We start from the raw sequence: 23,713 nt of genomic DNA on the forward strand, positions 1-23,713 counted from the left end.
TTCCTTATTTTAAGCTGTCAGCTAAAAACTGATATACCAAGGGTATTTTATCCGCGAAATCATCCATCGCGTGATTGCCATATGTTTCTGTAATGAGGAACGCTTGATGACCATCGCAATTATAATAACGTTCCGCTTCACGATAATCCAAAACTTCATCACCTTGTTGTAACAAGACCAAGATTTTGTCTGCATCTTGCACAAACGGAACTGCCATATGCTCCAATTGATCAAGCTGAGCTTCATCTAACGACCAATTCGCAGTGACTGGATAAGGAAACTGCGCCGTTGAAAACAAGTTTCTAAATAATTTCCATGGTTGCATAGCGGGATTAATCAGTACAGCTGCGACTCCATGTTTCGCGGCAAGCTGCGTCGCATAAAATCCACCTAAACTGCTCCCAATCAAAACGACATTCGACATAGACTCGATGAGTGCCGAAATCGAAGTAATGACCTGATCAGGCGGCATATTTAAATCGGGCAAATGCACTTGTACATGTTCATGTCTTTCAAAATACTGACGAATCAGTTGCCCTTTAATCGAAAAAGGACTACTTTGAAATCCATGTAGATAGATAATATTCATAAACTGATTAATTGCATTTTCCTCAAAATTGTTCTAATTTTTATTGTGAATCAGATCACATATTTGTTTCTCTTTTGTACGATAACAAATATTGTCAGACAAAAAAATTAGAGCCGACCTGAAATCAAAGTTATCTTAAAAATTGTTCGGGATGAACAACATAAGATAAATACAAGGAATTTTATACAGTGATCATTGCTAAAAATAAAGTGTCTTTAGATGATCATGCACTATCAGGATAAGACTAGATGCCGAGTTTAACGCCACTACATGAAACCTATTGTAAATGGGATCGATCTCCTCCGAGTCAGGCCGATGTGCTTGAAGGTTTGGCACAACTGGTCAGCACTCCAATTAACCACGCTGTTCAAAATCTCATTCAATCACTTCAACGTGAAGTGCTCTTAACCGTATTTGGTTTAAGTAAAAAAACATCAAAAGAATTTCAAAAGAAAACCTACGTTCGAAAGTTATATCAATTTTCATATGACACGCTTCTAAATTACGGAAATTATTTGGTCGCACCAGCCCTGCGCAAAATCATTGATCAATTTCCGAAACTCCATGATAAGCCCCTCACGCCAAAAATGATTTTTTTGGTCAGTGCTCTTAATGGCGTGATTGGCGACTATTTACTTAAAAATCAAAATCCGTTGGCGATTACCAGTAATCTGTATGATCACTATGGAGAGTTACAACAGGGTGACCTGTCAGGTCGTGTCGTGATCTTTTGCCATGGTCTGTGCATGAATCATCTTGATTGGACCAATCGCAACTATGGCGGTATTGGTGAAAAACTGCTTGCACAACGCGACAACAACACCATGCTTTATTTGCATTACAACACTGGTCGCAGAATTTCAGCGAATGGTCGTTCGTTGGCCAATATGCTTGAAGACTTGGTAAAGCGCAATCCACGTATCACCAGCCTTGATTTAATCGGTCACAGTATGGGTGGTTTGGTTTCTAGAAGTGCTTTGTTTTATGGTAAACAAAATCTCCATCAATGGTTTCACATGGCAGAGAATTTGGTCTGCTTAGGTTCTCCACATCATGGTGCGGTTCTAGAACGTATTGGCTTTGCCGTTCAAGAAAAAATTGGACACTTTCCCGTCATCAAGTTAGCCAGCCACATTGTGAATATTCGCAGTGATGGTATTTTGGATTTACGCCATGGTAGTGTCCGTGATGATGACTGGGAACACAATCACGCTCGTATTGGCATGATGGATGATAATCGTAAACCTGCACCGCTGCCTTCACATATCAATACATTCTTAGTAGCTGGAACAATTGAGTTTGAAAATCGTAAAAATCGTACACTCAAAGTCATTGGCGATTACTTAGTGAGTGTGCAAAGTGCTTTGGGTGAGCATCCAAATCCGCGATTCCAACTGAAATTGCCAGAATCACACAAAGCTGTGTTCTACGGGCTCAATCATATGGAGATTCAATACCATTCCAGTGTTGCTGAGCAAATCGTTAAATGGTTCTATCCACATCACGATGAATTAGCTGAAGAGCAAATCCGTAAATATTTAATCAAATTAGAAAGCATGGAAGGAATCGTAGAAACCTGACCATCTTCAATAAAAAAGCCAACTATTAGTTGGCTTTTTTATTTTAAGCAGGATACTTTCTGAATAACTGCCAAATCGAGATGATCAGCAAAATACTAAAAAATACCAAAGACCATACAGGTAAAGACTGACCTAGGAAAGTCCAGTCTACTACCGCACATTCGCCTGATCCTGACAGCACTTGTTGAAGCACTGTTTTAAGCGGCAAAGCATCTACCAAATAATCTAAACCAGGCCCACAACTTGGCACTTTATCTGGAGGTAAACTCTGCAGCCAGACATGACGTGCAGCAACACCCGCTGACCATAAAATCGATAATGTCCCTAGGAAAGCATATGCTCGTTTTAAACCATTACGGACGGGATTGTGTAGAACCGCAATAAAAGAAATCAGTCCCAGTCCGATCAGACCTAACCGTTGAAATACACACAATGGACAAGGCTCAAGTCCTTGGACATGTTCGAGATACAACGCGAAGGCCATTCCAATCACGCTGGCTACAAACAACAGACCACTCACCATGCGATAATTTTGCCACTGCATATACTTTCCTCAATATTTTTATCGATATGCTTTTAGATATTCTTTAAAGCTTAGACTAGACTCTGCTTCCAACTGTTGTTGCTGTTCAATTGATTGCACTGTGAGTTGTTCAAAATAGGTGACTTTATCCTGAGATAACACATAATTTTGATAATGATCAGCATGTTGATGCGCGAGCACACTACCTAAGCTCCAAGTACCACTATGTTTTACTGTATCATCTACTATTTTCGCAGAGAAGGTTTCATCCACTTCATCTACTCGTGATTGCATAATTTGCATTGCATCAGAATACAACGAGGTCGAGTGAGCTTGATCTAACGTTTCTGCTAAAGGCTGCATCTGTTTGAGATATTGATTTGCCCATGTCTCAATTTCAATTGATTGACCATTTTCAACAATGGCAGCATTTGGTGCACGCCCACGATTCACAACTTCTTGCTGGTTTTGTTCAATCACTTCAAGTTCATCATCTAGCAGTTCAGGACTGTCTTTTAATAAACAATAAAGCGCTAATACCTCAAGGAAGCCTGCAGTATCTTCATTGATACCAATTGGGCTGTATGGATTCACATCTACTGCGCGCAATTCTACATACCCTACACCACGGTTTGCTAATGCATCAGATGGTGTTTCACCAGACTGTGGTACTTGTTTAGGACGTACAAGACTGTAGTACTCGTTTTCAATTTGCAGTACGTGATCATTAATTTGGATCGGCTCACCCGCTTCGTCATCTAATCCCAAACGACTGAAAGCAGCATAAGACGTTTTCACCGCCTTTTGTAAACCTGCTAAATATCCTTTCAAATCATTGTAATGAATACCTAACTCTTTCTGCGCCGAATTTTGATATCCAAAGCGCCCCATACGCAATGCAGTGGCATATGGCAAATACAATGTTCCCTTAATTAAAGGCAATAAATGATGTTCACGACCCGTCATAAAACAACGACAGACCGATGGGCTTGCACCTATCAGGAACATAACCAATGGGGTTAAACGAATGAAATTTCGAATTAAAGCGAAATATCGATGGCTGCGATAATCCTGCAAACTGAGCTGTTTTAAAGCTTCATCTTGCTCGTTTGCTTGCAACTGCTGAAACAACGCATCAGGGAATGAAACATTGTAATGTACACCTGAAATCGTCTGCATACGACGACCATAACGTACACCTAAACCACGGCGGTATAAAGTTTTGAATTTACCGATATTGGATGAGCCATATTGCGCAAGACGAATGCTTTCTTCTTCATCATCCAACATACATGGCATCGACATTGGCCATAGCTTTTCACCATCTTCTAGGTGTCGATGGGTGAAAGCATGAATATCTTCTAAGTAGCTTAATGCTTCAGAAATTGAAGATTGAGGAGGGGTAATAAACTCAAGTAAGGCTTCAGAATAATCTGTCGTAATATGAGGATGAGTTAACGCAGAGCCTAAACCCTTAGGATGATCTTTCTGGGAGATAAAGCCATCACTTTGCATCCTTAGGCTTTCGCGCTCAATGCCTCGTAACATACCTTTAAACACCGTCGAATCCACCCAATTTGGTAAAATTGTTTCAGAGAGCGCTTCGGGTTGACTCATTACTTACTCGCTTATCTAGAAGAACGACTGAGATAAAAAATTATTGATTTATATCAAGTATACCGTGATTTATATTCGCAAATGCAGTTTGCATATACATTTCAGTTGGATAAACCTTTTATTTTGGCAAATTTTTAACACAATCTTAGTCTTTAAGACATCTGAAATTTGTGATTTTATTGCAGAATAAATGCTAACAAACTGTAAAGAATATGAATTATCACAACGTTATAGATTTTTGGTTCAGTGCTGAAACTCAACCGCATTGGTTTGCGAAAAGCGATGCTTTCGATCAACTTATTCAAGCGCAATTTGGTCACACCATCCAACAAGCTGCCGCAGGCGAACTATGGACATGGCGGGAAACTGCTTTAGGACGCTTAGCAGAAATCATTGTCTTGGATCAATTTTCCCGTAATGTTTATCGTGGCAAACCTGAATCTTTTGCCCAAGATCCATTAGCACTTGGGCTAGCTCAAGAAGCGGTTCGTCTTGGCTTAGATCTCGAACTGGAACCTGAACAACGTAGCTTCTTATATATGCCTTTCATGCATAGCGAATCAAAAATCATTCACACTCAAGCACTTCGTCTGTTTGAGGCATTAGGCAACCCTGTAAATTTAGACTTTGAGAAGAAGCATCAAGTCATCATTGAACGTTTCGGTCGCTATCCTCATCGTAATGAAATTTTAAATCGTCTCTCTACACCTGAGGAAATAGAATTTTTAAAACAGCCAAACAGTAGCTTCTAAATTGATATTGATACAACAGACTTCAGGAGAGCGAAATGAAGAACTTATGCATGATTTTGGGATTATCTGGCATGATCCTGCTGTCTGGTTGTGTCACGACGCCAAGTAAACCGCCTACATTTGATCAGCTTGGGCAATTCGCAACTATTCCCTTGAACCAATCAACGTATCGTATTAGTTTTCAAGGCTCATCCAACATGAGCTATGGTACAGCTGAAGAAATAACCTTACTTAAAGCTGCACAAACAACGGTCAAACAGGGCTTTCATTTTTTTAAAGTCCAAGATGATCCAAGCAATCGCACACAACAACCACCTCGTCAAGCTGTGGTTTATTCCAATCCTTACCCGTATGGTTATGGATATCGTAGACATCCTATGTTCTTTGATCCTTTTTATGATGTGCCACAGGTGGTCAGTTTAGAGCCAGTTCAAGTAGCCTATACCATCACCTGTTTTAAAGATCAAAAAACAGCACCTCAAGATGCTTTTGATGCACGTTTAATTTTACAGGCCTTAGGGTCTAAATATGGTTTAAGTGCTACAGGCGACGTACTGCCTGTACAAACACAGCCTTCTCTATCACAATAAAATAATATTAATACAACAGCTTACATAGGAATTATGCATGAGTGCATCACCAACAATGACTACCCCTAGTCTGGATCGAAGCAAACGATTTGCCATGATCGCACTGGTTGTCGCTGTATTGGCTTGGATATCGCTCATGGTGGCTGCCAAAATTTTTCCAGAATATGTTTGGCTTATTCATATTTTAATGTTGTCTGCTGAAGCAGGTGTGGTTGGTGGTTTAGCAGATTGGTATGCCATTACGGTTTTGTTTCGGAACCCATTCGGTCGTATCCCTATTCCTAAGTTTTTAAAAGATCACACCGAAATTATTCCACGTAACAAAGCGCGTATTGCAGAATCCATGGGACGTTTTGTTCAAGAAAACTTCCTATCGCCACAAATTGTGGCAAAAAGCTTGAGTCAAACAGATGTGAGTTTGGCAGTAGGACAATGGCTAGCCAATCCAGATAACAATCGTCAAGTGACTCAAGTGATTCAACAGACAGTGCCTAAAGTTTTTGAGTTTGTTGGACAAGAACAAGTCGGTAGGTTTATTCAAACTAACAGTGTGCAATGGGTAAAGAACACTCAAATCAATACCCTGGCCAGTGAAATGATTCGTGCCGTATTAGAAAATGACTTCCACCAAGATGTTTTACAACGTGGTCTCGATGTTGCGCACGGTTGGGTGACTTCACATCCTGAACAAACTCGGGAGCTAACCCGCACCCTATTTAAAGAACTCGGAGTGTGGCGTTTAGCCAAAGGCGCAAGTTGGATCGGTATCGATGTTCAACAAAGAACGATTGACTCTTTAATAGAGCGTGTCGAGTCAATGTTGGCAGATCCAGAGCACCCATGGCGTCAAAAAATTGAGAGTATTGCACAGCATTTAATGACTGAACTGGCAAATCCTGAAAGTCAGGCGAGTCTTAAATTAAATGAAACTAAAAATGCATTGTTAGATAGTCCTCAAGTTTTAAATTTTATTACTGGTGCCGTCGTCATTCTGTGCAACGCCATTCGTGAAGATTTGGAGAAAGCAGATTCAGGTATAGCTGAAAATTTACGTGTTGCGATTCAACAAGTCGGTCAAAACATCATTTCCAATCCTGCATTACGCCAATTATTAAATGAAAAAATGAGTTCAATGGCAGTCAATCTCAGTGATCAATACAGCGAAAAAGTCATTTTATTTATCAGTGAACGCATTCACGAATGGGACTCACGAGAAATGATTGATAAGATTGAAAGTGAAGTGGGTGGTGACCTACATATGATCCGCGTCAACGGTGTTGTCGTTGGTGCATTTATCGGTTTGGTATTAGGGATCATCCGAGCAGCAGTTGAATTTTTGATTTAACTTAGAAATGAAATTTAAATTTGGTCGCTGACTAAAATTTAATTCATTGTGAATTGACCTCATAAAAAAGCCCATTTCTGCATGAATGGGCTGTATTTATTATTCTTAGTCATTCAAATAACTAAGCTCTCACTAGAGTCATTTCTATCTGCTTTATCTTATATAAACTACAATAATATTATGAAGTTATATCACTTTTTTACGATTTAAATGTGAAATAATATCTTGATAAGAGTCTACTTTACAAAAATAAGCTGGAGAGTTCTTTCTCACTTCTTCTGAAGGTTGAAATAAAAAACCATAATCAACTAAATGCAACATCGAAAAATCATTAAATGCATCACCGATCGCAATACTATTGGTCATTGAAACGTTTTCTTTTTGGAACTTTACAATAATTTCATGTTTCCCTTTATCTCGAGTATATAGAACATTTTCTATAAATCCATCTGGTCCAATCTCTAAGTGATGACAATATGTATTTTTAACAGGAAGATTTAATTTTTCAAAAAAGGGAAATAAAAACTCATAAAAGCAATCTGAAATAATTTTAACTTCAAAATTTTCAGCCTTTTGCAAATATTCTAAAAACTCCTTAGCATCTGGAATAACATCCAGTTCTTTAATGTCATTGATTAATTGTTTTAAAGGAATTTTATTTTCTTTCAGTAAATTAATTCTAAATTCCATCAGAGACTTATAGTCTGCGACTTCTCGAGTTGTAATCGCCAACTCTGGGATATTGTATACATTTGAAAAGTGTTTCCATATTTCAGGGACAAGAACACCTTCCATGTCGATAAAAGCCATCTTTTTCATATTGCTACCCTATTACTGAAATTTAGCAAACAGAAGTGCTATCCCTAGCAGACATAATACAGTCCCAATCACTCTGTTAATCTGTACTTGCTTAGCTAACATTTTCTGTCTTAAAACAATCGATGAAAAAAGCAAAGCCACCAATCCAAACCATAAAAAATGAGCAAAAGACATAAATAGCCCATAACCGACCAGAATCGCTTTAGGCGTACTCACACTGATGATTTGAGTGTATGTACTAATCACAAATAAAGTCGTTTTAGGATTAAGTGCATTGGTGAAAAAGCCATATTTCACTGCTTGAAAAGGATTAATTGCAGCAGTTGATGACGTCTCGACAACCGAACTTTGTACAAAAGTTTTATAACCGATATAGATGAGATAGATCGCTCCAATATACTTCACAATATTTAGAATTTGAGGTGTATACGCCATGACAAATGCGACAGCAATGAGCGTATAAGTCACATGAATCAACACACCTAAAGAGATTCCCAGTGAAGTGAGAACACCTATCCTTCTACCATATAAGTAACTGTTTTTTGTCACGATAGCGAAATCAGCACCAGGACTCACAACAGCAAGTATGGTGATGAGAATAACTGCTATAAACTCACCCATTCATTATGCCTTTTTAAACGTGATCACTAATACATCTCTTAATCCAATATCACCCAACGTAAAATCATTGACTTTGATTTCCGTTACGCTGTGATAGACCTGATGATCATCCACAAGTGCGATATCTAAAAAATTTTCAAGCATAAATTCTGCTTTCAAATTCTTATTTAAGTCATAAATTCGGGTCATTCCACCCTGAACATTTTGACGGTTGATCATGGCCATTAAAACGAAATCCACCCCATCGCGATGTATCCCTTCAGGGGTTGGCTTACCACTATCGTTAAATTTTGCTTCAATGCGAAATTGATGCGCTTCGATAAACCAATTTTCAGTTTCAATTTCTGAAAAGGTGAGATATGCGAATTGTAGTAAATTTCTAAAAATTGGATTTTCAATTGTATTTTTATCAATCTCTGAAAAATATCTCGCAATTCCACCATTCAAAGTGTTGTATTCAATCGTCTGAAAATGAGGAATATAAGAATTTTTCAGTAAAATTTTATGCTTATCATTAATAGTAAAAGTTGCATGTTTTCTTGTTCGATATTTACCTTTATCCGACATAAATTGATCTAAATCTAGAGCGTTCCAACTGTCTATAAAATCACTGACATCTTGCTCATTAACATCGTGAAAATTATTATTTTTCTGTATTTCTTGGAATGTATTTAAATCAATAAACGCATAACCCTTTTTGATTATCTCTTTTGAATATGTGTATTCATCGAGATGCTGCTTGTTAAATGGACTGAATTTTAATATATTTTCCATTGTATTAGCTTTATTTTGCTTTTGGTAATCTTCATTTTGAACAAAAGTTAAAAAAATAAAATCAATAAAATCGACTAAAAATATATGAGTTTTTGGAATGATAGAGAAAATATCTTTGAATTCACTGAAGTTTTTTTATTTTGTCGCTAAATACAGCAGTGTCACGATTGCAGCAAAGAAATTATTTGTTACGCAAAGTGCCGTCAGTAAGCAAATTTACAATCTCGAAGAAATATTAAATATCACATTATTTGAACGGCGAAATAAAACCTTGATACTCACCAAAGAAGGAGAAACTCTTTTTCATTGCGCTCAGAATATTTTCAATCAATTGGATGATTGTTTAATTGGACTAACTCAAAATAAAACTGAAAACAAACAATTGGTACTGTCCTGTGAACCAACCATTTCGATGAAGTGGTTAATTCCACGACTTGTTGAATTTAAAAAACTTGGACATGATTTTGAAGTGGTTTTGCTCACAGGTGGTGGTGTAGTCGACTTTGAAAAAGATAATATCGATATCGCAATACGAAGAAATGATTTTGAATGGGGATCGCATCTGTTTAGTGAGAAAATTGGCGATGAATATATTGTGGCAGTCCAAGCATCTCACCACCCTAAAACCAAAGAATTGTTAATTTCTAAATCACGCCCTTATTTTTCAAAAAAATTACACCAATTGGATGAACTCAAAGATATTTTGAAGAAACATTCCAAAATAGAATTAGAGCATTTTTACTTATGTTTAGAAGGCTGCTTGGCTGGCCTAGGAAAGACGATCATTTCTATCTACATGATTGAAAAAGAATTAGAGCTCAAGTCTGTAAAAAAAATAACACCAATTCTTCAGGATGGTTCTGCCTATTATCTACTGTCCCATACTAGATTTATTGAAGATCCTCGGAAGATTATTTTTTTAAATTGGTTAAAAAATGAAATGAAGCAAAGTCAGATCAATCATTTTTAACATGAGATCACATAGATCATCTAAGGTTTTAAACTTAATTGAAGATCATTAGAATCTTATGAAAATTAAAACGAATATGTCGCAGATATTTGTATTTAGTGCAGGCATTTCAACTGCTAAACTACGAAGAAACGGGCTAAATATTACTATCCAGCATGATTAAAATTGAATCTAAATTACCAGACTTAGGTGTCACTATTTTTAGCGTGATGTCAGCACTCGCCCAAAAGTTGAACGCGTTAAATCTTTCTCAAGGTTTTCCTGATTTTCCACCTCCTCCTGAATTAATTGCAGCTTTAGCTCAAGCCACACAACAAGGCTATAACCAATATCCACCTGGTGACGGTCTGCTGAGTTTAAGACAAAAAATTGCAGCCCAATTCTGCCAACGAGACCAAGTCGATTTAGACCCGATCAGCGAAATCACCATTACACCTGGTGCAACGACTGCAATTTTGTGTGCGATTCAAGCTGTTGTAAATGCTGGAGATGAAGTAATTATTTTCGATCCTGCTTATGATAGTTATGCACCTGCAGTGAAACTCGCTGGGGCGCAAGCGATCCATATCAACTTGGTACATCCAGACTTCCATGTTGACTGGAATGTGGTGAAAGATCGAATAAATGAACGAACGCGATTAATCATTGTAAATACACCACATAATCCCTCAGGTGCAATTTGGTCCAAGCAAGATTGGCAACAACTGATCGAGTTGATTCAGGATAAAAACATTTGTGTACTATCTGACGAGGTCTATGAACATTTAGTGTTTGATGGTCAACAACATTATTCTGCGCTTAGTTTTCCTGAACTTCGAGATCGTAGTTTTGTGATTGGTTCATTCGGAAAAACGTTTCATGTTACTGGTTGGAAAACTGGATATTGCGTTGCACCTCAGGCACTGATGAAAGTATTTCGTCAAATTTATCAATTTGCCAATTTCTGTGGTGTCCATCCGATTCAAATCGCGCTTAATCAATTCATCGAACAACATCCTGAACATATTTTAGATCTCCCCAATTTTTATCAAGCTAAACGTGACTTATTCATCCATGGAATTCAACATTCAAAATTTCAATATGTGCCGTCACCAGGAACTTATTTTCAAAACTTAGATTTCAGTACACTAAGACCTGAGCTCACAGATATAGAAATGTGCCAATATCTTGCAGAACAACACAAACTGGTAGCGATTCCTATATCAGTGTTTTATCAACAGCCACCTCAAGATCTGAAGCTCATTCGGGTCTGTTTTGCAAAACGAGAGGAAACCTTGCATCTTGCAGGAGAAATTTTAACGAAGGTTCAATCACAATAACGAAAAGAGACGAGACGGATTACTTTATTACTAAAGCAATTTGAATGATAAGGTGCTAAGGTCAATCCGTTGATATAGAAAACAATAATGGATAAGACTTATATATGGCGAGAACCTTACGGCCGATTGATGAACCTGGTTTCTGGAAAGTTTTTTTAGTTTTTTTAGTTCCGCTGATTGCAACCAATATCCTGCAAAATTTATCCGGCACAATTAATACGATCTTCGTCGGGCAAATGATGGGCGTTCAAGCAATTGCTGCTGTTTCCGTCTTCTTCCCAATTTTGTTCTGTCTCTTGGCTTTTGTAATTGGGCTTTCGGCTGGCTCGACGGTATTGGTTGGTCAAGCGTGGGGAGCACAAAATTTAGAAAAAGTAAGAGCGGTTGTCGGCTCTACTATTTTTATGACATTGATCGGCGGGACGATTATTGCCATTTTAGGTGTTCTATCTGCACGCCACATTCTTGAGGCCTTGGGCACAGACCCAAGTGTCATGCATTTATCTTTGCCTTATGTTCAATGGATGTTAGCAGGTAGCCCACTCCTTTTTATTTATATTATTTATACCTCTATCTTACGTGGTGTCGGTGATAGCATTACACCTCTCATCGCTTTGGGAATGACCAGTTTAATTGGGCTCTTTATTACCCCTGTTCTCATCGCTGGATATTTTGGATTTCCTCAATTGGGTATCATTGCACCTGCCATCGCCACGATTGTGGGTTATCTGGCCGTGCTTATTTTTCTGTACGTTTATTTAAATAAAAAAAATCATCCATTACGTCCAGATTTAGCAATGTGTAAACATGTACGCCACAATCCTGAACTGAGCAAAATTATTCTCAGACTTGGCGTTCCTACAGGCATTCAAATGGTCACGACCTCTGTGGCAGGATTAGTCATTGTCGGCTTGGTCAATCGCTATGGTTCAGAAGCAACAGCTGCTTATGGCGCAGTTAATCAGGTTTTGAACTACATCCAATTCCCTGCTCTGTCTATCGCAATTGCTGCCTCTATTTTTGGGGCTCAAGCGATCGGTGCAGGTAAAGCGGATTCTTTATCACGTGTAACTAAAACAGCACTGGGGATGAATTTTGTCTTTACAGGCGGGCTCGTAATCTTGGCTTATTTGTTCTCAAAATATCTCATGGCATTATTTATTACAGATGAAAAAGTCGTGATACTCGGGCAACAATTATTGTTTATTGTGCTGTGGTCAATTTTATTTTTTGGCGCGAGTGCTATTTTCGCCTCAATTATGCGTGCAAGTGGCACTGTGACTATGCCAATGATCATCAATATTGTAGCCATACTCTGTATAGAACTCCCAGCAGCTTATCTATTTAGCGCATGGTGGGGGCTGGCGGGAATCTGGTACGCTTATGCTTTGGCTTTCGTTTGCTTATGTGTGATGCAAGGTTTGTATTATCAATTTGTTTGGAAAAAGAAAACTGTTCAAGTACTGATTTAAATTAGAAATCAAGAAAATAAAAAACCCGCATGACGCGGGTTTTTTTAACGATTATTTAGAATCGAAACGTTTACTCATTTTAGTCGCAAATGCAGTCACTTTTTGATAGCCCGTTGGCATCACACGTTGCATCAAATCAATCACTTTCGCATCGTTGCCAATCAGTAAACGACGGCGATCTTTTTGTACTGCTTCTAGAATTTGACGCGCTGCTTCTTCAGGTGGACAACGTAATAACTTATCAAATGTCTGTGCAGATTTCTGTGGATTCATGCCCAAAGATTTTAAACTGTCATTCATTTTTGCAGCTTTCGCAATATTGGTACGAATGCCACCTGGATGTACGCACAGCGCGCTCACACCCACATTTTCAATATCTAGCTCTTGACGAAGAGATTCAGTGAAACCACGTACAGCAAATTTAGTTGCATTATAAGCAGACTGAGTGGGTTGCGCAGTTAAACCGAATAAACTTGAAATGTTGATAATGTGTCCATCACCTGTTTTTTTAATATACGGTAAAAATTCTTTAGTGCCGTACACGACACCCCAAAAGTTAATATTAACAATCCATTCCAACTCTTCGTATGTTGCGCCTTCAACGGTCGAACCCAATGCCACCCCAGCATTGTTGAAAATCATGTTCACTGAACCATGATTCTGTACAGTTTCAGCCGCCCATGCTTTAACTTCGTCACGATTCGCAACATCTACTTTCTTGGTTGTGACTCGTACATTTGCATTCTTCGTCAGTTCAACTGTTTCTGCTAAGCCCTTTTCATTTACGTCACTTAAAGACAAATGACAACCTTGCTTAGCCAGTAACACTGCAAGTTGTTGACCAATACCAGAACCTGCACCTGTGATTGCAGCCACTTTGTTTTTAAAATTTTTCATTGTGAATCCTTTTTTTGATTTTTATGCACCACAGCGTTGATCTGGGTCATTCATGTTCACTATAATTTTGACAATTATTATTGTCAATGTAACTATCGACCATTTTTATTGTTACTATAGGCCAATTTAGTATCTTTAGCTGATCAGTACTCTATACTGACCGCAGCATAACACTTTTATAAAAAGACTCGAATTGCTATGAACCCAGAGAACCTCACTCCATCAGAACACGAGCAAGCGATTGAAAAGCCTCCCGCAAAAGAGCGTCAATTTAAAGGGATGTCCTTAACTGAACGCAAACAAGCACGCCGTGAGAAACTTATTGAAGCGGGTATTGAAGCATATGGAACTCATGGTTTTTTCTCAGTAACCGTTAAAGATATTTGCACACAAGCGAAATTAACTGAACGTTACTTTTATGAATCTTTTAAGAAAAGTGAAAACTTATTCCAAACGATCTTTTTAGAACTGATTGAGAAGCTTCAACAAACATTAATGCAAGCTATTATGAAAGCCTCTCCTGAGCCTCTAAACATGATTGATGGAGGTCTAAATGCGTTCTTTAGTTTTTTAGAAGATGATCCGCGTACCGCTCGGATTATTTATATTGATGCAATGCTCGTCCAAGAACTTCATAATCATGCAACCATTCAAGAAACAATGGGCCGTTTCGACCGAATGATTCATGCCTTTGTCACATTAATGATGCCACATACCCATCTCACTGAAAAAGAGATCTCCTTGATTGCAACTGGTCTAAATGGCTATGTCACTCAAGTTGCTGTTCGCTGGGTAGTAGGTGGTTTTAAACTTCCACGTGCTGAGGTCGTTCAGGCATGTAAAACCGTTTTTCTCGCCCTATTGAATGATCTAATGAAAAAGTAGCATCAAATTAAGATGAAGAAATTGTGACAAATCGTAAGTAAATTTAAGATATTGATTTAATTTCAGATTAATAAATATCAATGAGACAAAATATCAGCTTAATTGTCACAAAACATTGCTATATTTAACTTCGATTTCCATCTTGCAATGATACTGTCATAATTAATCTTTGTAATAAGCCTGTCATAAATATAAAACGGTTCACCGTTCATCATAGGATATTGCGTTGTGAAAGATGACTACATTTTAATTGTCGACGACGAGCTCCCAATTCGGGAAATGATCCATACTTCTTTAGATATGGCAGGCTTTCAATGCTTGGAAGCAGAAGATGCGAAACAAGCACATCAAATGATTGTTGATCAACGTCCAGCGCTTATCCTACTCGACTGGATGTTACCGGGTGGCGTGAGTGGCGTAGATTTGTGTCGTCGCCTTAAGCGTGATGAAACACTTTCAGAAATTCCAGTCATTATGTTGACTGCGCGTGGCGAAGAAGACCATAAAGTTCAAGGTCTTGATGCTGGTGCAGATGACTATATGACGAAACCATTTTCAACACGTGAGTTGGTATCCCGTATTAAAGCGGTGTTAAGACGTGCAAATGCGTTAAATGGCGAAAAAACCATTGATGCAAATGGCTTAATTCTTGACCCAGTAAGCCAACGTGTCAGCTATAATCAAAATATTCTTGATATGGGGCCAACAGAATATCGTCTATTGGCATTCTTTATGACTCATCCAGAACGTGCCTATACCCGTGCTCAATTACTTGATCAGGTATGGGGTGGAAATGTGTATATTGAAGACAGAACCATCGACGTCCATATCCGTCGCTTACGTAAAGTGCTCGAACCTTATGGTGCAGACCGTTATGTTCAAACTGTGCGTGGTACTGGCTATCGTTTTTCAACACGAGCTGATGTTGCTTTAGGTTAATTTAGATTTTATGTACGAACCCTACCCCGTCCCAGAATTGGCACGTGAACATCAAAAGTTTCTATATAGCAGTTTATGGACTTTTGCCAAGCAAGACTTACGTTTACTGGTATTTCTACTGATTATTGCGGGCTGTATCGGGTTAGGGATTGGCTATCTTTGGATATGCTTAGGCATTGCCTGTCTCATATTTTTTGGTATCCAATTACGCTCATTATATTTAGTCAATGATTGGATTTCGAATCGTCCTTACGATGTACCACCAAATTTAAATGGAATCTGGGGGGCATTACTGTTCAATGTATATCGGTCTCAACGCCAAGAACGTATTGTACAGTCTGAAATGGTTGGACTGATCGATCGGACCCAATCTTCTCTTGTGGCTTTATCAGAGGCGATTATTCTTACGGATGATTCCCATCAAATCGAATGGTGGAATCCTGCTGCGGAAAAGTTATTTGGCATTCAAGCTGTTGATCGTGGCCGCAACCTGCTCACGATTATTCGCCAACCTGATTTTATTGAATATTTTCATAATACCCATCAAGCACCAGATGGTGTAAAAATTAAATTGGTGAATCATGATAATAAGTATGCGCAAATCAAACTGACTCGCTTTGGCAATGAAAGTCGCCTCTTAGTTGCGCACGACATTACCCGTATGAAAAATCTCGAGCAAATGCGTTCAGATTTTGTTGATAATATTTCACATGAATTAAGAACACCACTCACAGTGTTAAGTGGGTATATCGAAACATTCACAGATCAAGAAGATATCAATCCGCGCTGGAAACGTGCCTTTGAGCAAATGCAATCGCAAACTAAACGCATGAATGCATTGGTCAATGATCTTTTGCTTTTGTCTCGTTTAGAAAATGAAAAACAAATTGCGAAAAATCAAATTATCGAAATGCCAAGTTTAATGAACCATCTTTTCGATGATGCGCAAGCTTACAATATTGATTATGGTCATACACTTAACCTTGATATAGACAGCCACTGTGACTTAATTGGTTCAGATATGGAATTGGCGAGTGCGTTTAGTAACTTAATTACCAATGCCATAAAGTACACCCCGAAAGGTGGCACCATCACCATCGGCTGGCATGATGATGGGGAACGTGGCTATTTTTCTGTTCAGGATACTGGTATTGGAATTGATCCAAAACACTTACCGCGTTTAACTGAGCGTTTTTATCGTGTGGATAGTGCACGCAGTCGTCAAACAGGTGGTACTGGTTTAGGCCTTGCCATCGTTAAGCACGTACTTATGCAACATGGCGCACATATTGAAATCGAGTCGAAAGAAAACGAAGGCTCTACATTTATTGCCGTGTTTCCCAAAGAACGCTTGTATAAAATGCACGAATAAAAAAAAGCGCCTAAGGCGCTTTTTTTAGTCAGAAGATACACTCAAATAAGATGACCTAACGCTTCACCCATTACTACAGTTGAGTTCGCCTTAAATGCTTGGTCCCATTGCATTTTATCTTTCTCAAACAAAACTACAGCCGTTGAACCCAAATAAAAACGTCCGAGCTCATCACCTTTTTCAAGTTTCATCGCATGATGGTTCAGCTCTAAGCGACCCGTTGGTTTTACTTTACCTGTCGCAACAGTTTCAATTCCAGCAACAATCATTGCGCCAACTAAAACAACAGCCATACGACCAACATCAGTATCGAATAAACATACCATTCGTTCATTACGTGCAAACAAACCCGGAATATTTTCAGCTGTAGTTTGGTTGACTGAAAATAATTCACCTGGAATATATAAAGTTTCAGTCAATGTACCAGAATAAGGCATATGCACACGATGATAATCACGCGGTGATAAGTACACTGTTGCAAATTCACCATTTTTGAATGGTGCTGCCAATTGAGGATCACCAATTAACTTTTCAACTGAAAAGCTTTGACCTTTTGCCTGAAAAATATCGCCCTCATTGATTTTACCCAATTGTGAAATTGCACCGTCTGCAGGTGACACGACACTTTTAGGATTAGGATCAATTGAACGAACGCCTGTTTTCAAAGAGCGAGTGAAAAACTCATTAAAGGATTTAAATTTCAAGGCATTTTGTTGCTCAGCAATTGACATATCAATGCCATATTTTGCTTTAAATGCTTGAATGACAACATTCTTTAATACTGGGTTTTCACTGGCTGCGACTTTACCTACCAAACGGCTGAGTTTTTGTTGCGGGACGATTTGCTGCGCTTGAATAAATAGTTTCTTTTTTAAATTTGTCAGACTCACTCAGGTGACTCTCCAGTAATGATTGGACTGTCGAGGCGGTTGCCCCACTCGCTCCACGCACCATCATAAGCTTGGATATCCCAACCCAGTAATCGACCAATAATGTAAGCTAAACCTGAACGGTGATGAGACTGACAATATACGACGACTGGCTGATCAAATTGAAAGCCCAATTGTTCTAAACGTTGTTGCGTGCGTTCTAAGGGGTGCAATTTTAAATGATTTTGACGATTAAGTGCAGTACTCCACTCAAAATGTCTAGCCGTTGGAATATGTCCACCACGACGTGCCGCGAGACGTTGCCCGGTATACTCCTCAGCCGTTCGGCAGTCCCATACTTGGCAAGTTTTATTTTCAATTTTTTTTATTAAAGTTGAATAATCAATACGGTGTTGATCAACATTGGATGTCTTAACTTGAAAAAGACATGTGACTGGCTGAACCTCTTCAACTTCTGAAGAAGTAGGATAGTTGGCGCCTAACCATGCATGAATACCACCATTTAATAAACTGGTGTTATAAAAACCCATACAGTGTAGATTCCAGATCAGTCGACCAGCCCATGCCCCACCTTCATCATCATAGACCACGACATGATGCTCAGGTGATATGTTTAATATCTGTACTAGCTGCTGAAGCCCTTCATCATCAGGCAATAAACCCGTAGCTTGTTCCTCTTGGCGCACTAAAAATTTTGGCTTCAGATGTATAGCATGCGGAATATGTAATTGCTCATAGACCGAACTTCGGGTCAAATCAACAATACGTAACTTTTCACTTCCTAAATGAGGAACAAGTTGTTCTGCTTCAATGAGCAGCCCGAAATCAAAAGCGTTAGTGGTCATATTTATTGAATAGTTCTATTGGCCTTGTTCAAATCTTAGCACAAGACTTTTTCAAAATTATTCTGATTTTTTGCATGGTATTAGCAAAAAATCAGAAAAGGGAAATTATGCTTGAGGAGACTCAACATCAAATACCTGACGCAAATATGCGAGGAAGGTATCATTATCAGTCATGGTTTTTCCTGGACTATCAGAGAGTTTAGCTACTGATTGACCATTGCACTCGACTAACTTTAAAACAATATTCAAAGCAGTTTGTCCCATATCATTGGTGAGGTTAGTACCAATCCCGAAACTGACTTGGAAACGATCTTTAAAATATTGATGCAAATCCCATGCCTTCTCTAAGTTTAGACCATCACTGAAAGTGAGCATTTTAGTTTTGCTGTCAATTTTTAATTTTTTATAATGTGCGTAGGCTTTATCGCCCCACGTATATGGATCACCACTGTCATGTCGTAGACCATCAAACAATTTGGCAAAATACAAATCAAAGTCTCTTAGGAATGCATCCATACCAACAACATCTGTCAGTGCAATGCCTAAATCTCCGCGATATTCCTGCACCCAAGTTTCAAGTGCAGCTTTTTGGAAATCACGTAAGCGAACATCCAGTGCTTGGAAAGCTTGTAAAAATTCATGTGCCATCGTACCAATTGGTGTAATACCCAACTGCTTTGCCAATAAAACATTACTTGTGCCACGAAAAATATGTGGTGCAGCCTTATTAAACTCTTCTACCACATGTTTTTGCCAGTCAAAACTATAGCGACGGCGTGTTCCAAAATCGGAAACAAGAAATGGTGGATCATTCGGTTGTTGACTACTTTCATAGTGTTTCAACAATTCAATTTTAGCTTTAAGACGGCGCTCTCCTTCTGCCAATACCTGCTCATCGCGAATACGACGAAAATAGAGTTCATTGACAATTGCAAGTACGAAAATTTCAAACATCATTGCTTGAACCATAGGTCCTTCGATACGGATATCTAAACGGCCTTGATCATCGATACTGGCTTTAATAAAGCGGCGCTTAAGTTGAAATAATTCTAAATAGTCTACAAAATCACTTTTAATAAAGCGCAAACTTCTTAAATATTGTAATTCGTCTTCTTTAAATTTGAGCTGACACAGTAAATCTAACTGTTCGTTCAGTTCCTCTAATATATCCACGAGTGGATAGGCTGTATCTTCAAGGTTACGACAACGAAATTGATAGACACTATCCGTTTGAGGAAATTGATGTAATACCACTTGTAACATCGTGAATTTATACAAGTCAGTATCAAGTAAGGATTGAATAATGGCAGACATATTATTTTTCAGTTTTTAGCAACTTATTGCATTAAAGCACATTTTGTTGCGATTCATAGCTCGTTTTAGTAATTGTCGAAGATTATTCGACTAATTACTAAAACTTAAACTGATTATTTTTTTGCATTGTCTTGACTATATGACTCAGTCAAAGCTTTCAATGCTTTATCTTGCCCAATAACTTTTGCGAATTCTTCTGTGGTCTTGTGTCCTGTCTGTTTCGCTTGAGCATCACAATCGACCTGACTCAATTGTTTGGCAATCGACCATTCAAGCTTAAAGATAGCACCCATCAAAGCTGTATTACCCTTATTATCACGAGCACAGCGGTCTGCGCCGTTTTCCAATAGAGTCGTTACAATATCTTGATGACCATAGTAGGTCGCCATCATTAATGGTGTAAAACCAGCATGGTTTTTAATATTGACTGGAAAACCATGTTTCAAAAATTCATGAATAACTTCTTTGTTTCCTGTTTTCGCTGCTGCAAAAAATAAGTCAATCACTTCTTTCTGATCTGATTGTTGTGAGCTACTGACAGACGTCGTTTGAGCGTGAAGCATTACTGAACTTAAACTCAGTAAAGCGATTAATAAACTATATACAATATTTTTCATTCTTCCCTCACCTGAGTTTAAATTCGATAACGAATGCCTGTAAAACTCCCCTAGGGTTGCAGGAAAGGAATTGAGTTTTACAGGACTTTTTTGAGGTGACACCTTATACCCTAATCACCAATTTAAGGACTAATCTTGATTAGTCTTTTAAAGCTGCCGCTTTCGCTTTAACAGTCGCTAAGTTACCGTTTACAGCTTTAGTCATACGTGTGCCGTAATCCGCATCTGCTTTATAGAAATAAGACAACATGATGTGTTTAGTTTCTGAATCTTTTACGTTACCAAGATCAGCTGCTAAGTTCATAATGAGGTCAGATTTCTCTTTAGCAGAGTATGAACGGTATAAATCACCCGCTTGCTTAAAGTTTTGCTCTTTCACAGCACGTTGTTGAACAGTGCCAGAAAGTGGAGTTTCAACAGCACGTGCTTTAGGAGTCGACGGTTTTGGCTCCATACGGCTTGGTTCATAGTTCACGTTAGATGAAGTTGCACCAACATTCATATAACCATCTTGGTTATTGTTGTTCACATTTACCAATGGACGGTTTACTGGAATTTGCTGGTGATTTGCACCCAAACGGTACATTTGTGTATCAGAGTAAGAGAAGATACGACCTTGAAGTAAGCGGTCTTCTGATGGCTCGATACCTGGTACTAAATTACCTGGTGCTAAAGCAACTTGTTCCGTTTCTTGGAAGAAATTCTTCGGCATACGATTTAATGTCAAAGTACCCACTTTTGTTTCTGGTACTAAATCAGTAGGCCAGATTTTAGTTGGATCAAGTGGATCGAAATCGAAGCTATTCAAATCTTTAGGATCCAACACTTGGATATAAAGATCCCATTTCGGGAAATTGCCCGCATTGATGTTCTTATAAAGATCATTCGTTAAGTGGTTGAAGTCTTTACCTTGTAATTCAGCAGCTTCTTTAACGTTTAGACCTTTAACACCTTGCTTAGAACGGAAGTTAAATTTAACGTATTTATATTCGCCCTTGTCGTTGTACAATTTAAATGCATGTACACCGAAACCGTCTTGTTCACGGTAGCTCGTAGGAACACCTTGGTTACCATATACATAAGTCAACATATTTGTTGCCCATGGCTGGCTAGACAAGAAGTCAAATACGCGATTAGCGTCTTGAACGTTGTCAATTGGGCTTGGTTTCATTGCGTGGATGAAGTCTGGGAACTTGATCGCATCACGAATGAAGAATACAGGCGTTTGGTTACCAACTAAATCCCAGTTACCTTCTTGAGTATAAAACTTAATTGCGAAGCCATGTGGGTCACGTAAAGTTTCTGGAGAATGCTTACCATGAATTACTGTAGAGAAGCGTAAGAATACTGGAGTTTTCGTACCTGCTTTGAAAAGTGAAGCAATAGTAAGATCTGATAAATCTTTAGTTGCAACGAATTCACCATAAGCTCCCGTACCACGTGCGTGTACAACACGCTCAGGGATACGCTCACGACCGAAACGTTGAAGTTTTTGAATCAACTGTACATCTTGTAATAATACAGAACCATTTGGACCTGCAGTGATTGAGTTTTGGTTATCACCCACTGGTGCGCCGTTATCTTTTGTTAATGGTGCAGCTGATGCTGCTGTCGCAGTTGCAAGCATTGCAACCAACATTGAACGCTTAAACATCGTTTTCTCTCTCAAATTTACCTTTCCTGCACGCGTAAATTACCTCCTTTAACAAAATTGGTAAAAAGGTTAATTTTTATCATTTCAATCGCTTTATTAGATTAAAAGTATATACTCTGATTAATTATTTTTTTATCAATAACTTATGACGATAGATGACGACTTTATCCCTTTTCTTTTTTTTAATTTGATACAATTCATTTGAATTAAAAAACATCAAACTTGGTTGAATTATGCGTGCTTTACTCCAACGCGTCCTTGAAGCGAAAGTCGTTGTGGATGGTGAGATTACTGGTCAAATCGAAAAAGGAATTTTAGTTTTTATTGGTATTGGCAAAGAAGATAACTTTGAAAAAGGTAAGAAGCTCATCGATAAGATTTTAAAATACCGTTTTTTTGATGATGACCAAGGAAAAATGGGTTGGAATCTTAGCCAAGCAGGAGGCGGATTATTATTAGTCTCGCAATTTACCCTGATGGCACAAACCCAAAAAGGTTTGCGTCCTGACTTCGGCCCTGCAATGCCGCCTCTCGAAGCAAAAGAACTGTATGAACAGTTAGTTGAATACGCAAAATCTCAGTTTGAACATGTACAAACAGGAATCTTTGCAGCGGATATGAAAGTGCATCTCATCAATGATGGTCCGGTAACCTTTAATCTTGAAGTTGAATGACAAAAAAAGCCCGCTTATGAGGGCTTTTTCTCTTGCATTTCAATACTCATCTCTAGAATCAAAACGAGAAAAGTCCGTATGTAGGTGATGTATTACTTACCTGTCTTTTCTTTAATAAATTGACGAGCAAATTGTATTTTTTCTTTTACAGGTTTAGGAATTTTTGGTGGAATTAATTTAGCGACTTGGTTAAACCATACCAATAAGCTGAAATCACCTTCCATTTTAATACTGCCATTTTGCATACCCGTCATGAATGCAGTTGGATCACCTTTCATCAGGGTTTTAACACCTTGCTCGCTATCAGCAAACTGAAGTACGAAATCTGCTTTCTCTGCATCACCTGAAACAGAATCAATCTGACCATTGTTGACTAAAATCTGACGTGCAACACCTAGATCTGTACCAATTTGAATACGGAACTGACGATCATGAATTAACTCAATAAATTTTGGACTCGTACGTGACAATTGTTTCATACGCAACGCCAAACCTAACACCAAAAGGTCTAGTGGATCTGTGCTTGCATCAACGATAGGTAATTTCACAACAGGTATTGAAGATAGTTTCATGACAATTTAAGTCCGTTTTTTTAATATCAAAAATAATTGATTCATCCTAGCATATCTTATAAGTAAGGAAATGCAGCTTTGTT

Annotated in this window: 24 protein-coding genes; 11 read left to right on the forward strand and 13 right to left on the reverse strand. The window is 38.4% G+C overall.

The genetic code is table 11. The annotated features are described in order from the left end of the window. Nucleotides 1-4 precede the first annotated feature (4 nt). Nucleotides 5-589, reverse strand: a complete 585-nt coding sequence (locus tag AC1M9C_RS03475; RefSeq protein ID WP_481953226.1) for a YqiA/YcfP family alpha/beta fold hydrolase — start codon at nt 587-589, stop codon at nt 5-7. Between the two features lie 248 nt (nt 590-837). Here AC1M9C_RS03475 and AC1M9C_RS03480 point away from each other — a divergent pair, with 248 nt between their 5' ends. Next, on the forward strand, nt 838-2,169 hold the full coding sequence (locus AC1M9C_RS03480) for a PGAP1-like alpha/beta domain-containing protein (RefSeq protein WP_035264768.1): 1,332 nt from the start codon (nt 838-840) through the stop codon (nt 2,167-2,169). Nucleotides 2,170-2,212: 43 nt separating this feature from the next. Here AC1M9C_RS03480 and AC1M9C_RS03485 read toward each other — a convergent pair whose 3' ends face one another. Together AC1M9C_RS03485 and gshA are read right to left on the reverse strand one after the other, a co-directional pair. After that, nucleotides 2,213-2,713 carry a disulfide bond formation protein B gene (locus tag AC1M9C_RS03485; protein WP_180028388.1) on the reverse strand — a complete coding sequence of 167 codons (501 nt, stop codon included), beginning with the start codon at nt 2,711-2,713 and terminating at the stop codon, nt 2,213-2,215. A gap of 18 nt (nt 2,714-2,731) precedes the next feature. Then, nucleotides 2,732-4,309, reverse strand: a complete 1,578-nt coding sequence (gene gshA, locus AC1M9C_RS03490; RefSeq protein ID WP_481953227.1) for a glutamate--cysteine ligase — start codon at nt 4,307-4,309, stop codon at nt 2,732-2,734. Nucleotides 4,310-4,521: 212 nt separating this feature from the next. On the opposite strand from gshA, the gene AC1M9C_RS03495 reads away from it, so the two are divergent. From AC1M9C_RS03495 to AC1M9C_RS03505, 3 genes are read left to right on the forward strand one after another with little or no spacing between them, the layout of a single operon-like run. Next, nucleotides 4,522-5,061, forward strand: a complete 540-nt coding sequence (locus AC1M9C_RS03495; protein ID WP_481586903.1) for a DUF924 family protein — start codon at nt 4,522-4,524, stop codon at nt 5,059-5,061. Between the two features lie 35 nt (nt 5,062-5,096). Beyond that, nucleotides 5,097-5,651 (forward strand): CC0125/CC1285 family lipoprotein, encoded by a 555-nt coding sequence (locus tag AC1M9C_RS03500; protein WP_481586904.1) that lies wholly within the window; start codon nt 5,097-5,099, stop codon nt 5,649-5,651. A gap of 37 nt (nt 5,652-5,688) precedes the next feature. Beyond that, a complete protein-coding gene (locus tag AC1M9C_RS03505) occupies nt 5,689-6,996 on the forward strand; it encodes a DUF445 domain-containing protein (RefSeq protein WP_481586905.1) in 1,308 nt (435 codons plus the stop codon). A gap of 186 nt (nt 6,997-7,182) precedes the next feature. Here the strand turns inward: AC1M9C_RS03505 and thrH are convergent, their stop codons facing one another. Genes thrH through AC1M9C_RS03520 form a run of 3 tightly spaced genes read right to left on the reverse strand, consistent with a single transcriptional unit; the run spans nt 7,183 to nt 9,210 of the window. Continuing rightward, nucleotides 7,183-7,815, reverse strand: a complete 633-nt coding sequence (thrH, locus tag AC1M9C_RS03510) for a bifunctional phosphoserine phosphatase/homoserine phosphotransferase ThrH (protein ID WP_481586906.1) — start codon at nt 7,813-7,815, stop codon at nt 7,183-7,185. A 12-nt stretch (nt 7,816-7,827) separates the two neighbouring features. Further along, nucleotides 7,828-8,436, reverse strand: a complete 609-nt coding sequence (locus AC1M9C_RS03515) for a LysE family translocator (RefSeq protein ID WP_481586907.1) — start codon at nt 8,434-8,436, stop codon at nt 7,828-7,830. Nucleotides 8,437-8,439: 3 nt separating this feature from the next. After that, entirely contained in the window at nt 8,440-9,210 is a 771-nt protein-coding gene (locus tag AC1M9C_RS03520; protein ID WP_179999648.1) for a 2OG-Fe dioxygenase family protein, read from the reverse strand. Between the two features lie 97 nt (nt 9,211-9,307). Between AC1M9C_RS03520 and AC1M9C_RS03525 the strand changes: the two genes are divergently transcribed. The 3 genes from AC1M9C_RS03525 to AC1M9C_RS03535 all read left to right on the forward strand — a co-directional run bounded on the left by AC1M9C_RS03525 (nt 9,308) and on the right by AC1M9C_RS03535 (nt 12,971). After that, complete coding sequence (locus AC1M9C_RS03525) at nt 9,308-10,180, forward strand: LysR family transcriptional regulator (RefSeq protein ID WP_035264791.1); 873 nt, start codon at nt 9,308-9,310, stop codon at nt 10,178-10,180. Nucleotides 10,181-10,335: 155 nt separating this feature from the next. Next, complete coding sequence (locus AC1M9C_RS03530) at nt 10,336-11,499, forward strand: methionine aminotransferase (protein ID WP_481595706.1); 1,164 nt, start codon at nt 10,336-10,338, stop codon at nt 11,497-11,499. Nucleotides 11,500-11,603: 104 nt separating this feature from the next. Then, nucleotides 11,604-12,971 (forward strand): MATE family efflux transporter, encoded by a 1,368-nt coding sequence (locus AC1M9C_RS03535; protein WP_092766554.1) that lies wholly within the window; start codon nt 11,604-11,606, stop codon nt 12,969-12,971. Nucleotides 12,972-13,022: 51 nt separating this feature from the next. Here the strand turns inward: AC1M9C_RS03535 and AC1M9C_RS03540 are convergent, their stop codons facing one another. After that, on the reverse strand, nt 13,023-13,868 hold the full coding sequence (locus AC1M9C_RS03540; RefSeq protein ID WP_035264797.1) for an SDR family NAD(P)-dependent oxidoreductase: 846 nt from the start codon (nt 13,866-13,868) through the stop codon (nt 13,023-13,025). Between the two features lie 198 nt (nt 13,869-14,066). On the opposite strand from AC1M9C_RS03540, the gene AC1M9C_RS03545 reads away from it, so the two are divergent. The 3 genes from AC1M9C_RS03545 (at nt 14,067) to phoR (ending at nt 17,064) form a co-directional block, all read left to right on the forward strand. After that, nucleotides 14,067-14,753, forward strand: coding sequence for a TetR/AcrR family transcriptional regulator (locus tag AC1M9C_RS03545; RefSeq protein WP_481597151.1), 687 nt, complete (start codon nt 14,067-14,069; stop codon nt 14,751-14,753). A gap of 228 nt (nt 14,754-14,981) precedes the next feature. Then, the gene (gene phoB, locus AC1M9C_RS03550; RefSeq protein WP_035264799.1) at nt 14,982-15,692 is read left to right on the forward strand and encodes a phosphate regulon transcriptional regulator PhoB; all 711 of its coding nucleotides are present in this window, start codon (nt 14,982-14,984) and stop codon (nt 15,690-15,692) included. Nucleotides 15,693-15,702: 10 nt separating this feature from the next. Further along, nucleotides 15,703-17,064: a phosphate regulon sensor histidine kinase PhoR gene (gene phoR / locus AC1M9C_RS03555; RefSeq protein ID WP_179999639.1), complete on the forward strand. Its 1,362-nt coding sequence runs from the start codon at nt 15,703-15,705 to the stop codon at nt 17,062-17,064. Between the two features lie 41 nt (nt 17,065-17,105). Here phoR and asd read toward each other — a convergent pair whose 3' ends face one another. The 5 genes from asd to AC1M9C_RS03580 all read right to left on the reverse strand — a co-directional run bounded on the left by asd (nt 17,106) and on the right by AC1M9C_RS03580 (nt 22,384). Then, nucleotides 17,106-17,954: an archaetidylserine decarboxylase gene (gene asd, locus AC1M9C_RS03560; protein ID WP_179999637.1), complete on the reverse strand. Its 849-nt coding sequence runs from the start codon at nt 17,952-17,954 to the stop codon at nt 17,106-17,108. Continuing rightward, nucleotides 17,951-18,799 carry a sulfurtransferase gene (locus AC1M9C_RS03565; RefSeq protein ID WP_092766557.1) on the reverse strand — a complete coding sequence of 283 codons (849 nt, stop codon included), beginning with the start codon at nt 18,797-18,799 and terminating at the stop codon, nt 17,951-17,953. The genes asd and AC1M9C_RS03565 overlap by 4 nt, the downstream gene beginning before the upstream one ends. A gap of 105 nt (nt 18,800-18,904) precedes the next feature. After that, nucleotides 18,905-20,113: a nicotinate phosphoribosyltransferase gene (gene pncB / locus AC1M9C_RS03570; RefSeq protein WP_481586911.1), complete on the reverse strand. Its 1,209-nt coding sequence runs from the start codon at nt 20,111-20,113 to the stop codon at nt 18,905-18,907. A gap of 113 nt (nt 20,114-20,226) precedes the next feature. Next, entirely contained in the window at nt 20,227-20,730 is a 504-nt protein-coding gene (locus AC1M9C_RS03575) for an ankyrin repeat domain-containing protein (RefSeq protein ID WP_481586912.1), read from the reverse strand. 139 nt (nt 20,731-20,869) lie between these two features. Then, nucleotides 20,870-22,384 (reverse strand): catalase, encoded by a 1,515-nt coding sequence (locus tag AC1M9C_RS03580; protein WP_481953228.1) that lies wholly within the window; start codon nt 22,382-22,384, stop codon nt 20,870-20,872. Nucleotides 22,385-22,617: 233 nt separating this feature from the next. On the opposite strand from AC1M9C_RS03580, the gene dtd reads away from it, so the two are divergent. Next, nucleotides 22,618-23,058 carry a D-aminoacyl-tRNA deacylase gene (gene dtd, locus AC1M9C_RS03585; RefSeq protein ID WP_035264810.1) on the forward strand — a complete coding sequence of 147 codons (441 nt, stop codon included), beginning with the start codon at nt 22,618-22,620 and terminating at the stop codon, nt 23,056-23,058. Between the two features lie 92 nt (nt 23,059-23,150). Here the strand turns inward: dtd and AC1M9C_RS03590 are convergent, their stop codons facing one another. Beyond that, on the reverse strand, nt 23,151-23,630 hold the full coding sequence (locus AC1M9C_RS03590) for an SCP-2 sterol transfer family protein (protein WP_092766561.1): 480 nt from the start codon (nt 23,628-23,630) through the stop codon (nt 23,151-23,153). Between the last annotated feature and the right edge of the window lie 83 nt (nt 23,631-23,713).

Source organism: Acinetobacter sp. 24-47-39 (genome assembly GCF_056783825.1).